This is a genomic window from Rhodococcus sp. BE178 (assembly GCF_050433545.1).
Classification (GTDB): Bacteria; Actinomycetota; Actinomycetes; order Mycobacteriales; family Mycobacteriaceae; genus Prescottella.
Window position 1 is genome coordinate 172,875 of the sequence record NZ_JBNPXA010000011.1, and the last position, 13,155, is coordinate 186,029.

The window sequence follows — 13,155 nt, forward strand, 5'->3', positions numbered from 1 at the left end:
ATGACAGGAGCACGGTCTTTCACCCGAGGAGTCGATCCGTGACGACCCGCACGCAGCAATCCGAGCGACACACCGTCCGCCCCGACCTCGCCCGCTCCTGGCTCCTGACCGCGGCCACGAAACCGGACGGCTTCACTCGTCCCGAACACGTCGACGCGATCATCCTCGACCTCGAGGACGCCGTCACCCCCGACCGCAAGCCCGAGGCGCGCGACGCCGTCACCGCGTGGCTGTCCGGTCGCGGCGAAGCGTGGGTGCGAATCAACGACGCCACCACCCCGTACTGGGAGCAGGACCTGCGGGCCCTCACCGGGCTCCCGGGCCTGCACGGTGTGATGCTCGCCAAGACGGAGAGCGGCGGACAGGTCGATGCGACCAGCGAACTGCTGCCGGACACCCCGGTCCTGGCACTGATCGAATCCGCGGTCGGGCTCGAGGCGGCACCCGAGATCGCCCGCGCGGACGGCACGTTCCGGCTCGCGTTCGGCAGCGGCGACTTCCGCCGGGACACCGGGATGAGCGACGACGTCACGGCGATGGCCTACCCGCGCTCACGGCTGGTGATCGCGAGCCGGGCCGCACGACTGGCCGGGGGCCCGATCGACGGCCCCACCGTGTCCGCGAACGAGACCATCCTGCAACGGGACTGCGAGGCGACGGTGTCGCTCGGGCTCACCGGCAAACTGTGTCTGCACCCGGATCAGGCGTCGGCTGTCAACCGCGCGCTGAGCCCGAGCCCGCACGACATCACCTGGGCCCACGACGTGATCTCCGACCTCGGTTCCGACGGCGAGCGGGTACGGGACGGCAGCGACCTGCCCCGACTCGCCAAGGCCAAGAAGATCACCCACCTCGCCGACGTGTTCGGCCTCGACTGACCGTCAGGCGGTGCAGGTGGACTTGGTCGGCGCCCCGGTGAGCCGGTCGGTCATCCAGTCGAGCGCCTGCGGCAGCCCCGAGACCATCGGCAGGCCGTGCCCGACGATGAACCCCGGTGCGATCGGCGGAAACTCGGCTGTCGAGAACTCGACGGTGGCACCGGCTCCACACCAGTCCGTGGCGAGCTGCTGCGCCTGCGGGTACGGGATCACGTCGTCGTTGCGCCCCTGCACGATCAGGACCGGCGCGGTCGGAACCGCGCGGCCGATGCGCTGCTCGTCCACCACCGCGCGCACCGTCGGCAGCGCGTCGATCAGTTCCGCGACCGATCGTCCGTCCCGCGTCCACTCCGACGTCCGGTGCATGCCGTACCGCGCGATCGTCTCGGGGACACACTGGTTCGCGATGTCGTCCAGCGCCTGCCGCCCGGCCGGACTCAGGGCACCGTCGATCTCGGCGCGGGTCTCCGGGTAGCCGGCGTAGATGTTGTTGACGGCGTAGCCGAGAAGACCGGCCGCGAGGCCGCCGTCGAGTGCGGCCGCGACGGCCCGCAGATCGGCCGGGGGGCCGCCGGCGTAGGTTCCGCTGATGTTCAGTTCGGGCGCGTACGCGGCCTGCAGTTCGGCCGCGGCCGCCGCCGCTCCCCCGCCCTGCGAGTACCCCCACAGTCCGATCGGGCTGTCCGCGCCGATCCGGGTGCCCGGCAACGCTTTCACCGCGCGGGCCGCATCGAGCACGGCGTGTGCCTCGGCGCGACGGTCGACGTAGCTGTGCATGCCCTCGGTACCGAGGCCCTGATAGTCGGCAACGACGACGTCGATGCCCCGGGAGAGCAGCGCGTGCACCTGCAGCAGTTCGTACTCGACCGCGAAATCGAGCGGCGGGCTGTAATGGATCGCCTCGGCGAAGAGCTTCGACGGCGCACACTGGTCGCCCTGCCCTTGCGTCCCGGGCGCGAGGACCACGAGCGGTCGCGCACCCGCACCCACCCACGGCAGGCTCGCGTCGAAGTACGTGGCGGTCGCGGCGGTGGCGTCGCCGTGAGCATCCGTGGTGCGGTACATGATCCGATTCGCACCGGACGGCCACGGCCCCGCCTGGTTCGGAATCGACAGCAGCGGCGCGTACGGATCGGTGCGCAGCACGACACCGGGATCGCCGGCCGGGAGCGGCGCCGCGACCTGATAGAAGTCCGCGGGCGCGGGGGCCGCCCCGGCCACCCCGGCGGTCGCTGCCGCGAGGCACACGCCGAGAACCCCTGCTGTCCAACGAGTCCGTCGCGCTGAGAACATGAGGCCCAGCTCACACGACGGCAGCGCCAGTGTCAATACTCCGAGTAACACTAACCAGACGGAAGGATGAGACCGCTCGACACCGCCCTCGTGTGGATGCGGTAGCCGACTTCCAGTCCCAGGCCCGGCGTTTCGGCGAACGCACGGGCCGCGGTCCGCGCGGTGAACTCGATGCCCAGCACCGCACGCAACGCGTCCCTGCCCTCGAACTCCCATCGGGTCCGCACCCGACGCATCGCGAAACCCTGTGCGTCGAAGAAGGCCTCGACGGCCACCGGGTCGTAATGCGGAAGGTCCGCGCGCATCCACCCGCCGTACGGGGCGACGGTCGCATCGAGATCGACGATCGCGAGCACCCCGCCGGGACGGAGCACCCGCATCGCCTCGAGAATGCCCGGACCGCATCCGGGACCGAAGAAGTATGCGGTGCGCGCGTGCACGACATCGACGCTGTCGTCGGGCAGCGGAAGCGCGTCCGCGGATCCTTCGACAACACTGACCGCGGCGTGTCCGGCGGTGCGGCGGCGCGCTGCCGCCACCAGCGGCGGATGCGGCTCGACACCTACCACCGACCGGGCCGTCTCCGCGAACAGGGGCAGGTGGAAACCTGCACCGCAGCCGAGGTCGAGGACGTCGCGGTCGCGCCAGTCCGCGACCTCGGCGAGTACGCCGAACACGACGCCGTCGACGTCCTGGGCACGGTTCTCGACCTCGTAGATGTCGGGCCAGTGCCAGATGTTGGGGCTCGGGATCGTTCCCCGAGCGCTCCCCCGGCTGCGGTCGGCGCGGCTCACACCAGGACGGTGAGAACGAGCCAGGTGACGAAAGCGGACGGCAGCAACGAATCGAGACGATCCATGATGCCGCCGTGCCCGGGCAGCAGGGTGCCCATGTCCTTGATTCCCAGTTCGCGCTTGACCTGGGATTCGATCAGGTCACCGAGCGTCGCGGTGAACACCAGCGCAACGCCCAGGAGGGCGCCGATGAACGGGTTCGCGTCCAGGATGAACGTCACGGTGAGGACGCCACCGATGACGCAGAAAACGAGCGACCCGGCGAAGCCCTCCCAGGACTTCTTGGGGCTGATCGCCGGCACCATCGGATGCTTGCCGAAGAACACGCCCGCGACGTAGCCGCCCACGTCGGAGCACACCACGATGATCATGAGGCAGAGCACCCGGCCTGCGCCGTCGTCCTGCAGCACCATCAGCGTCGCGAAGGACGCCAGCAGCGGAATCCACGCGGCAACGAAGACCGTGATCGCGGTGTCCCGCAGGAAGTTGCGCGGCGTGGCCTTGAGGCCGTGGTCGAACAGGCGCCACACCATGCACACCAGCACCGTGCCGGCGAACGCACCGAGCACCCCCTCGGTCCCGTACGGCCAGCTGAGCCAGATGACGGCCTGACCGCCGAGCAGCAGGGGAATCACCGGGACGCGGATGTCGGCCTCGCCCAGTCGCTTGGCGACCTCCCACGTGGCGATCGCCATCGCCACGGCAACAACACCGATCCACACCAGCGGTGCGAAGGTCAGGATCAAGATCAACGCAACGCCGATGCCGCCGCCGACGGCGATCGCGGCAGGCAGGTTGCGTCCAGCTTTGGAGGCCGGGGCGGCGGTCGCCGCGGAGGCGCCGTCAGCTTTCCCCACGGCTAAACCTCCATCAATTCTGCTTCCTTGTGCTTCACCAGGTCGTCGATCTGGCTGACGTAGCGCGCGGTGGTCTTGTCGAGCTCCTTCTCGGCGCGACCGACCTCGTCCTCGCCGGCTTCGCCGTCCTTCTGGATGCGCGACAGCTCGTCCATCGTCTTGCGGCGGACGTTGCGGATCGAGACCTTGGCGTCCTCGCCCTTGCCCTTCGCCTGCTTCACGAACTCGCGACGACGCTCCTCGGTGAGCTGCGGGACCGAGATGCGAATGATGCTGCCGTCGTTGCTGGGGTTGACGCCCAGGTCGGAGTTGCGGATGGCGTTCTCGATCGGTCCGAGCTGCGACGCCTCGTAGGGCTTGATGATGACCATCCGCGCTTCGGGCACGTTGATGCTCGCGAGCTGCGTGATCGGCGTCATGGAACCGTAGTACTCGATGACGATCCGGTTGAACATGCCCGGGTTGGCTCGACCGGTCCGGATGGAGCCGAGGTCGTCCTTCGCAACCGTGATGGCCTTCTCCATCTTCTCCTCGGCCTCGAAGAGAGCTTCATCAATCACGGCTGTTCCTCCGTCTCGTTCGTGTGACGCTCGAATACGTCCCGCATCTTGATCGTGCTGCACGACATCATGACTTGACCAACGTTCCGATCTTCTCACCGGACACCGCGCGCGCGATATTTCCCCGCGTCAACAGGTTGAAGACCATCATCGGCATCTGGTTGTCCATGCAGAGGCTGAAAGCGGTCGCATCGGCGACCTTGAGACCCTTCTCGATCACCTCGCGGTGGGTGACCTCGGAGTACATCGTCGCGTCCGGGTCGAGGCGCGGATCGGCGGAGTACACGCCGTCGACGGCCTTCGCCATGAGCACGACCTCGGCGCCGATCTCGAGGGCGCGCTGCGCTGCCGTCGTGTCGGTCGAGAAGTACGGCATGCCCATGCCGGCACCGAAGATCACCACGCGCCCCTTCTCCAGGTGGCGGCGGGCCCGCAGCGGAAGATACGGCTCGGCGACCTGCCCCATCGTGATGGCGGTCTGCACGCGGGTATCGATGCCCTGCTTCTCCAGGAAGTCCTGCAGCGCAAGGCAGTTCATCACGGTACCGAGCATGCCCATGTAGTCCGAGCGCGCGCGGTCGAGACCTCGCTGCTGCAACTCGGCGCCACGGAAGAAGTTGCCGCCACCGATGACCACCGCGACCTGAACACCCGAGCGCACCACCTCTGCGATCTGCTCGGCGACCGTCGTCACGACGTCCGGATCGAGCCCGACCTTGCCGCCACCGAACATTTCACCGCCGAGCTTGAGGAGCACACGTCGGAATCCTGGACGTTCGTCGGCCGGTGCGGTCATAACTCTCCCTCGGTTCTGCAGGTTGTGCGGTTCTAGAAGTATTGCGGTTCTTCGGCGAGCGGGCCACGAACGGGCCGGGCCAGACGTCGAGGACCCGTCCGGCAGATCCTCCGGAACAGGCTCTACCATCCTGCCTCATCGACCCGGGATCACCAGCGCTGACCCCACCCACCGCACACGTCGGCCCCGCACGGACCGAATGGGCGGACCGACGATCCGGATGAACCGGATCGACGACTGCACCCACCCGGCCGGCGGGGCCGATGTGTGGAAGTGCGACTAGCTGGCGCCGACCTCGAACCGCGCGAAGCGGGTGATCGTGACGCCGGCCTCGTCCAGGATGGCCTTGACGGTCTTCTTGGAGTCGGTGACCGAGGACTGCTCGGTCAGGACGACGTCCTTGTAGTAGCCGTTGACGCGACCCTCGACGATCTTGGGGAGCGCAGCCTCGGGCTTGCCCTCCTCCTTGGCCGTCTGCTCGGCGATACGACGCTCGGCCTCGACGATGTCCGCGGGGACCTCGTCGCGAGTGACGTACTTGGCCTTGAGCGCAGCGACCTGCATCGCGGCGGCGCGAGCGGCCTCAGCGGCAGCATCGCCCTCACCGGTGTACTCGACGAGCACGCCGACGCCCGGGGGCAGATCGGAGGCGCGCTTGTGCAGGTAGGTCGCGACCGGGCCGTCGAAGGAGACGACACGACGCAGCTCGAGCTTCTCGCCGATCTTGGCGGAGAGCTCCTGGACCAGGGCGTCGACGGTCTTGCCGTCGACCGCGAGGGCCTTGAGGGCCTCCAGGTCGGCCGGCTTGCCGGCGGCAGCCACGGCGACGACCTTGTCGGCCAGCTCCTGGAACTCGGCGTTCTTGGCGACGAAGTCGGTCTCGGCGTTGATCTCGATCATGACGCCGTCCTTGGCCGCGACCAGGCCCTCGGCCGTGGTGCGCTCGGCGCGCTTGCCCACGTCCTTGGCACCCTTGATGCGGAGCAGCTCGACAGCCTTGTCGAAGTCGCCGTCCGTCTCAGCGAGCGCGTTCTTGCAGTCCATCATTCCGGAGCCGGTGAGCTCGCGGAGCCGCTTGACGTCAGCGGCGGTGTAGTTCGCCATCGGGGGCAATCCTCCTCGGATGAGTTTCGGATGCCTGACTCAGCGGTGCCAGGCAAAAGCAGCTGAGTGAAACGGCCCCGACCGGGATTACGGTCGGGGCCGAATCAACTAGGCCTGCTTCTCGGCGTCCGCGACGTCCGCGGGAGCCTCGGCGAGCTTGGAATCGGCCTCGGCGACAGCCTCACGCGGGGACTCGGGGCCACCCTCCGTGATCACGTCGGCGGCCGGAGCAGCCTGCGAGAGGAGCTCCTGCTCCCACTCGGCGAGGGGCTCGCCGGCGCCGGCCTCCGGCTTGGCGTCCTTGTCGGCGCTCAGACCGGCACGGGCCTGCACGCCCTCGGCCACCGCCGAAGCGACGACCTTGGTCAGCAGGGCGGCGCTGCGAATCGCATCGTCGTTGCCCGGGATCGGGTAGTCGACGACGTCGGGGTCGCAGTTGGTATCCAGGATCGCGATGACCGGGATGTTCAGCTTGCGCGCCTCGCCGACGGCGATGTGCTCCTTGTTGGTGTCGACGACCCAGATGGCCGACGGAACCTTGGCCATGTCCCGGATGCCACCGAGGGTGCGGTCGAGCTTGGTCATCTCACGCGTGAGCATGAGGATTTCCTTCTTGGTGCGACCCTCGAAACCGCCGGTCTGCTCCATCGACTCGAGCTCCTTCAGGCGCTGCAGGCGCTTGTGGACCGTCGAGAAGTTGGTGAGCATGCCGCCGAGCCAACGCTGGTTGACGTAGGGCATCCCGACGCGAGTTGCCTCGCCCGCGATGGACTCCTGAGCCTGCTTCTTGGTACCGACGAACAGGACGGTGCCGCCGTGGGCGACAGTCTCCTTGACGAACTCGTACGCCTTGTCGATGTACGTCAGCGTCTGCTGCAGGTCGATGATGTAGATGCCGTTGCGGTCGGTGAAGATGAACCGCTTCATCTTCGGGTTCCAACGGCGGGTCTGGTGCCCGAAGTGTGCGCCGCTGTCGAGCAGCTGCCTCATGGTCACAACAGCCATGGCTGTGTACCTCTTCTTTCATTGCCGGTTGCTGCAGTGGTCGGGTGACCTCTGCCCTGGCGCCCGCCCGATCGTCGGACCTGCACGAATGCAGGACCAGCCGAAGACCGGATAATGCGCGGGCGCGCGAAGTCGGACTGTGCGTGCACAGACCGCTCGACAAGTGTACGGCCTCGCCGCCACCGTTCCTAACCCGAGAATCGCGGATCAGGAAGCCGCAGGTGGCGAGTCCGGCCGGCAAATCTGTGGATGACGAATTCGTCCATCCACAGATCGAGGGATGGGCACCGCACGTGACGGATTGCGCGCCAGAGTCGCTCCATGAGGTTTCCCCGCGCCGCCTGCTGCATCGTGATCACGGCAGCACTGTTCTGTTTCTGCGTCTCCCCGTCGGTCGCCTCCCCCACGGTCGCCGCCGCACCGCGACCGGCGCCGCCTCCCGCCGAGCCGGCCCCCACCGCCGACGCGGCACGCGCGGCGTTCGATTGGCCGCTGCACCCCCGACCGAGGGTGACGCGGGCGTTCGACAAGCCCGACCGGAACTGGCTGCCCGGGCACCGCGGCGTCGACCTGGCGGCGGCGCCGGGCCAACCGGTGCTCGCCGCCGGCCCCGGCACGGTGGTCTTCGCCGGTTCGGTCGCCGGGAAGCCCGTCGTCTCGGTCGATCACCCGGGCGGTCTGCGGACCACGTACGAGCCGGTGGACGCGTCGGTCACCGCCGGCCGACGGGTGGAACGCGGCACCGTCCTCGGCACCGTCGCACCCGGGCATCCCGAGTGCGCGGCGACGGCGTGCCTGCACTGGGGGCTGAGGCGGGACCGGGAGTACCTCGACCCGCTGCCGCTGGTTCGGGCGGTGCCGATCCGGCTGTTGCCGACCGCCGCCGGTCAGGCGCGGGGATGAGCCTGGTCGTGGACGGCGCGCAGTCGGGCCACCGAGACGTGCGTGTAGAGCTGGGTGGTCGCCAGACTCGAATGCCCCAGCAGTTCCTGGACCACACGCAGGTCGGCTCCGCCCTCGAGCAGGTGCGTCGCCGCCGAGTGCCGGAGCCCGTGCGGCGCGAGGTCGGGCGCGCCCGGCACGGCCTGGACCACGTCGTGCACGACGCTGCGAGCCTGACGCTGATCGAGACGTCCGCCGCGGCGCCCGAGCAGCAGGGCGTCGCCGGATCGCGCGTTCGCGAGTTCGGGTCGGCCCGCACGCAGCCACGCGTCGATTGCATCCTCCGCGGGCAGGCCGTACGGAACCACGCGTTCCTTGTCGCCCTTGCCGAGCACCCGCAGCACGCGCCGACTGCTGTCGATGTCGGCGACGTCGAGCCCGCACAGTTCGCCGACGCGGATTCCTGTCGAGTAGAGCAGTTCCACGATCAGCCGGTCCCGCAGCGCGATCGGGTCCTCCTGGTCGGCACCGGACTGCGCGGCGGCCATCGCCTCGGCCGCCTGTTCCTGGCGCAGGACCGGCGGGAGCGTGCGGTGCGCTTTCGGCGCGACGAGCCGGACCCCGGGGTCGACCTCCATCCGGCCGGTCCGCTGCGCCCACCCGGTGAACCCCTTCGCCGACGACGTCCGTCGGGCGAGGGTGGTGCGGGCGACACCGGCGGCGGCCTGCCCTCCGAGCCAGCCGCGCAGGACCCGCAGATCGAGATCGGCCAGTGTCGCGTCGGGCCGGTCGCGGGTCCCGTACTCGAGCAGGCTCCGGACGTCGGCGAGATAGGCGCGCACGGTGTGCTCCGAACGCCCCCGCTCGAGCCTCAGATACTCCGCGTAGTCGTCGAGATGCGTGCGCAGCCCGGGCGACAGCTGCGGGTTCGGGTCGACGTCCATACCGACAACGGTCGCGGCGTCCTCGCGAATTCGCAAGTGGCCGCGCCGGTAGGGTTCTCGCGTGAATCGCGCTATTCCTGTTCCGCTGCTTTGCGTTCTAGCTCTGATCTCGGCAACTGCTCCCCTGTCGACGGACATGTACCTGCCCGGCCTGCCGTCGATGGCCGACAGCCTCGGCACGTCCCCAACGAACGTTCAGTTGACGCTGACCACCTTCATGGCCGGGCTCGGCATCGGCCAGTTGCTGATCGGGCCGCTGTCCGACGGTCTCGGCCGTCGCAAGTTGTTGATCGGCGCGACCGTCGTGTGCGCGATCAGCGGTCTGCTGTGCGCGATCGCGCCCAACATCGGCGTTCTGATCGCCGCCCGACTGCTCCAGGGTCTCAGCGGCGGCGCAGGAATCGTGTTGGCCCGCGCCGTGATTGCCGACCGAGCCCGGGGCGACTCGGCGGCGCGCCTGTTCAGTCTCATGATGATCATCGGCGGGGTGGCGCCCGTCGTCGCGCCGCTCATGGGTGGCGCGCTGCTGGGGCCGATCGGCTGGCGCGGCATCTTCTGGGTCCTCACGGCCGCTTCCGTCCTGATGCTCGTCGGTGTGCTCACCGTCGTCCCGGAGACGCTGCCCGTCGAGCGGCGGCACGGCGGCGGACTGGCCGCGTTGGCGCACAACATCCGGTACGTCGCCACCAACCGCGTGTACGTCGGATATGCCCTGACGTTCGCGTTCGGATTCGGCGCCCTGTTCTCGTACATCTCGGCGTCGCCGTTCGTGGTGCAGGACGTTCTCGGCCTGACGCCCGGGCAGTTCTCCATCGTGTTCGCGGTCAACTCGCTGGGCATCATGGTCGGCAGCATCGTCAACACCAAGCTGATCGGCCGGTTCGACCCCCGACAACTCCTCACCTTCGGCGTCAGCCTGCTGGTGGCCTCCGGACTTCTGCTGACCCTCGCGACCACGATCGGCGGCAGCCCCATGTGGCTGGTGCTGCCCTTGATGTTCGGCGTCGTCTCGAGCATCGGCTTCATCATGGGCAACGCGACGGCCTTGGCGCAGGGACGGGTCCCCGAGGCGGCCGGAACCGGTTCGGCGCTGATGGGCGCCGGGCAGTTCGGGCTGGCGGCGCTCATGTCCCCGCTCGTGGGAATCGGCGGCGGCGATTCCGCCGTGCCGATGGCGATCGCGATCCTCGCGTCGGGCGTGATCGCGATGACCGCGCTCACGGTCCTGACCCGCGCCGCCGACCCGAACCCGACGGATACTCCGGAGCACGATCGGACCCAGTCCACGTCACCCCGCCAGGTCGTCGACGAGGCGGGGTGACCGCGACCTCAGACCGACTCGGCAGCCGCCAGTTCGGACTTCCACACGCGGAACCCCTCTTCCGTGCGCCCGCGACGCCAGTACCCGGAGATCGATGCCGAGGCGGCCGGGACGCCGCGTTCCTTCCGGATGTAGGGGCGCAGGCCGTGCATCACGGCCTGCGCCTCCCCATGGATGAACACGTGCACGTCGCCGGGCAGCCAGGCCATCTCGCGGACCGCCGTCACCAGTGGCGAGTTCTCGCCCGCCACATCGTCCCCCGCGATATCGGACGTGACGCCGCGGTGGATCCACGTGATCTCCACGTCGTCACCGGCTGCCAGCGCGACCTCCTCGCGCTCGTCGGCGACCTCGATGAAGACCCTGGCCACCGCGTCGGGCGCGAGGGCAGCGACGGCCGTCGAGATGGCCGGCAGCGCCGATTCGTCACCTGCGATGAGATGCCAGTCGGCATCCGGCCGGGGCGCATAGGCACCGCCGGGACCGCGGACGGTCAGCGTCTCCCCCGGCGCCGCGGACGCGGCCCAGGGCCCCGCGACACCCTCGTCGCCATGAACGACGAAGTCGATCGCCAGCTCGCGCGCGACCGGGTCGACGGATCGGACCGTGTACGTCCGCAGGACCGGGTCGTCCGCGGGACCGAACTCGATCTTCACGTACGAGTCGGTGAACTCGGAAGGTTCGAAGGACTCGAAACCCGGATCCCCCAGAACGACGCGAACCATGTGCGGCGCGATTCGCTCGGTGCGCACCACTGTCAACGTCGATCTCTTCCTGGCCACTGCGACACGCTCCTGACGATCCAAACGGCAATTGGTTAGCTTTACCTAACTACCATACAGACCGCGCGGACAGTGGTCGCGCGCCGTCAGCGGCCGTGCGGGCGGGCCAGCGTGAGTCGCTGCACCCAGCCGTGGGTCGGCCATGCCTTGAGTCCCGCGCGATCCGGAGTGACCCGGGTTCCGACGAACTTCGCCTCGAGCTCGGCGTCGACAGAACCGGTGAACCGCCACAGCTGATCGGTGGTCGGACCCACACCTTCCCAGGAGGTGGCGCGGTAGACAGCCCGAACGATGTTGTCCGCGAACACGATCACCGGAAGATCGGCGATGTTGCGGGCGGCCGACCCGGCGCGCCACGGCCCCCGGGCCGCCGCGTACAGATCGTCGGCGGACAACCCCGCGCCGGCCGCGGCGGGAACTCGCACCAGAGCACCCGGCACCGGCAGTTCCGGCGCGGGCAGAGCCGCGTACTGCACGGCCAATTCCTCGACGGACATGGCCCGCTTCTCGAGGTCCATCGGTTCACCGGCGAGGTTCGTCAACACCGGATGCTGCGGCCGGTGCTCGAGCTGACGCAGTGCGTCGGTCACCAGATGCGCCGCCTCCCGTGCCGCGCCGACGGTGTCGTGGGCCGCCTCCAACCGGTGTCGCAGAATGAGGTGATCCACCGAATGCCCGGCCGCATAGATGTCGCGGATCCGGCGGGTCCAGGCGGTGCGGGTCTCGTCGCGATCCGCGTCCCCGACATTCTCGGAGTCGAGCGTGCCCGCCTCCCCCAACGCATCCCATGCATGCGCGTAGACCTGATTGCCGCGTCCCGCGCCGACGTAGAAGATCGAGCGGTCACGGGGGTCCCGCAGCGCGTAGACGTACACGCCCAGGTTCTCGACCACGCGGGCCGGAAGCGGGTTGGGCGACGGCTTACGCTCGCGGGGCTCGGCGGTGATCACCCGCATGACGGCGAGCCGGAGCGCATCGGAGACCACGACGCCGCCGGCGGGCCCGTCGAACAGCACCCCGGACGCGTCGCGCACCGACGTGAAGGTGCGCCCGGCGTTGTCCTGCAGCGAGTTGACGACCGCAGTGAACTCGGCGAGCCGCACCTTGGGGTCGCTCGCCACGCCCCGACCCTCGTCGTCCGTGAGGAAATCGCGGATTCCCGGTGCGGCCAGCAGCACTCGGGTGATGTCTTCTGGGACGGTCCAGACGGTAGCCATGACGCGACTGTAGGCGATCACCGGACCGCATGCGGTACACCTTGCTACCCAGTGACCTCGGATCGTTTCCGTATGGAAACGATCCGAGGCCGGTTGTGTCCATCCACGTCCGATATCGGACGCCGGAACCGTTCTTCCGTCACACTCGATCTGTGACCCGATCAGCCGAACCCACCGACAACCGCGCCTCACGCGCCGAGCGTCTGGTGGGCTACAGCTACCGCATGCCCGACTACTACGAGGTGGGCCGGGAGAAGGTTCGCGAGTACGCGACCGCCGTCCAGAACACCCATCCCGCGCACTACGACGAGGAAGCCGCACGCGCGCTCGGCCATTCGGCACTGATCGCGCCGCTCACCTTCGTCTCGGTCATCGGGGCCATTGCCCAGAAGTACCTGCTCGAACAGATCATCACCGGATTCGACCTGAGCCAGATTCTCCAGACGGACCAGAAACTGGTGATCCACCGCCCGATGCGCGCAGGCGACCGGTTGACGGTCGACGTCTCACTCGAGTCGTTTCGGCAGACGGCCGGCAGCGACATCATCGTGACGAAGAACATCGTGTCGGACGACACCGGCGAACCCGTCATCACCACCTTGACCACACTGGTCGGCCGGACCGGCAGCGAGGCCGATCCCGATCGCCTCCGCCGGATCAAGGACGTGATGATGCGCGAGGCGTGATCCGGCGGTCGGCACACTCGGTGGCCGGCGCCTTCC

General features: G+C 68.8%; 14 protein-coding genes. 4 read left to right on the plus strand and 10 right to left on the minus strand.

The genetic code is table 11. The features are described from left to right. Positions 1 to 38: 38 nt before the first annotated feature. Positions 39 to 878: an HpcH/HpaI aldolase/citrate lyase family protein gene (locus tag J2X34_RS19455; protein ID WP_114719566.1), complete on the plus strand. Its 840-nt coding sequence runs from the start codon at positions 39 to 41 to the stop codon at positions 876 to 878. 3 nt (positions 879 to 881) lie between these two features. On the opposite strand, the gene J2X34_RS19460 is transcribed toward J2X34_RS19455, so the two are convergent. From J2X34_RS19460 to rpsB, 7 genes are all read right to left on the minus strand, one after another. Further along, positions 882 to 2,171, minus strand: a complete 1,290-nt coding sequence (locus tag J2X34_RS19460; protein ID WP_429519223.1) for a lipase family protein — start codon at positions 2,169 to 2,171, stop codon at positions 882 to 884. A 50-nt stretch (positions 2,172 to 2,221) separates the two neighbouring features. After that, positions 2,222 to 2,965, minus strand: coding sequence for a class I SAM-dependent methyltransferase (locus J2X34_RS19465; protein WP_429519225.1), 744 nt, complete (start codon positions 2,963 to 2,965; stop codon positions 2,222 to 2,224). Beyond that, positions 2,962 to 3,822, minus strand: a complete 861-nt coding sequence (locus tag J2X34_RS19470) for a phosphatidate cytidylyltransferase (protein ID WP_174909576.1) — start codon at positions 3,820 to 3,822, stop codon at positions 2,962 to 2,964. Before J2X34_RS19470 ends, J2X34_RS19465 begins: the two co-directional genes overlap by 4 nt. 2 nt (positions 3,823 to 3,824) lie before the next feature. Beyond that, a complete protein-coding gene (gene frr, locus J2X34_RS19475) occupies positions 3,825 to 4,382 on the minus strand; it encodes a ribosome recycling factor (RefSeq protein WP_114719560.1) in 558 nt (185 codons plus the stop codon). Between the two features lie 67 nt (positions 4,383 to 4,449). After that, complete coding sequence (pyrH, locus tag J2X34_RS19480; protein WP_114719558.1) at positions 4,450 to 5,178, minus strand: UMP kinase; 729 nt, start codon at positions 5,176 to 5,178, stop codon at positions 4,450 to 4,452. A 279-nt stretch (positions 5,179 to 5,457) separates the two neighbouring features. Continuing rightward, on the minus strand, positions 5,458 to 6,282 hold the full coding sequence (tsf, locus tag J2X34_RS19485; protein WP_114719556.1) for a translation elongation factor Ts: 825 nt from the start codon (positions 6,280 to 6,282) through the stop codon (positions 5,458 to 5,460). A gap of 108 nt (positions 6,283 to 6,390) precedes the next feature. After that, positions 6,391 to 7,287 (minus strand): 30S ribosomal protein S2, encoded by an 897-nt coding sequence (gene rpsB / locus J2X34_RS19490; protein ID WP_114719554.1) that lies wholly within the window; start codon positions 7,285 to 7,287, stop codon positions 6,391 to 6,393. A 321-nt stretch (positions 7,288 to 7,608) separates the two neighbouring features. On the opposite strand from rpsB, the gene J2X34_RS19495 reads away from it, so the two are divergent. Further along, positions 7,609 to 8,190 carry a M23 family metallopeptidase gene (locus tag J2X34_RS19495; RefSeq protein WP_114719552.1) on the plus strand — a complete coding sequence of 194 codons (582 nt, stop codon included), beginning with the start codon at positions 7,609 to 7,611 and terminating at the stop codon, positions 8,188 to 8,190. Here J2X34_RS19495 and J2X34_RS19500 read toward each other — a convergent pair. Further along, positions 8,175 to 9,113 (minus strand): tyrosine recombinase XerC, encoded by a 939-nt coding sequence (locus tag J2X34_RS19500; RefSeq protein ID WP_174909572.1) that lies wholly within the window; start codon positions 9,111 to 9,113, stop codon positions 8,175 to 8,177. The genes J2X34_RS19495 and J2X34_RS19500 overlap by 16 nt on opposite strands. Before the next feature lie 85 nt (positions 9,114 to 9,198). Here J2X34_RS19500 and J2X34_RS19505 point away from each other — a divergent pair, with 85 nt between their 5' ends. Beyond that, entirely contained in the window at positions 9,199 to 10,434 is a 1,236-nt protein-coding gene (locus tag J2X34_RS19505; protein WP_429519273.1) for a multidrug effflux MFS transporter, read from the plus strand. An 8-nt stretch (positions 10,435 to 10,442) separates the two neighbouring features. Here the strand turns inward: J2X34_RS19505 and J2X34_RS19510 are convergent, their stop codons facing one another. Both J2X34_RS19510 and J2X34_RS19515 read right to left on the minus strand, forming a co-directional pair. Further along, positions 10,443 to 11,216 (minus strand): siderophore-interacting protein, encoded by a 774-nt coding sequence (locus J2X34_RS19510; protein WP_429519236.1) that lies wholly within the window; start codon positions 11,214 to 11,216, stop codon positions 10,443 to 10,445. A gap of 86 nt (positions 11,217 to 11,302) precedes the next feature. After that, on the minus strand, positions 11,303 to 12,433 hold the full coding sequence (locus J2X34_RS19515; RefSeq protein ID WP_114719546.1) for a GIY-YIG nuclease family protein: 1,131 nt from the start codon (positions 12,431 to 12,433) through the stop codon (positions 11,303 to 11,305). A 152-nt stretch (positions 12,434 to 12,585) separates the two neighbouring features. Here J2X34_RS19515 and hadA point away from each other — a divergent pair, with 152 nt between their 5' ends. Then, positions 12,586 to 13,119 (plus strand): (3R)-hydroxyacyl-ACP dehydratase subunit HadA, encoded by a 534-nt coding sequence (gene hadA, locus J2X34_RS19520; RefSeq protein WP_114719544.1) that lies wholly within the window; start codon positions 12,586 to 12,588, stop codon positions 13,117 to 13,119. Positions 13,120 to 13,155 lie beyond the last annotated feature (36 nt).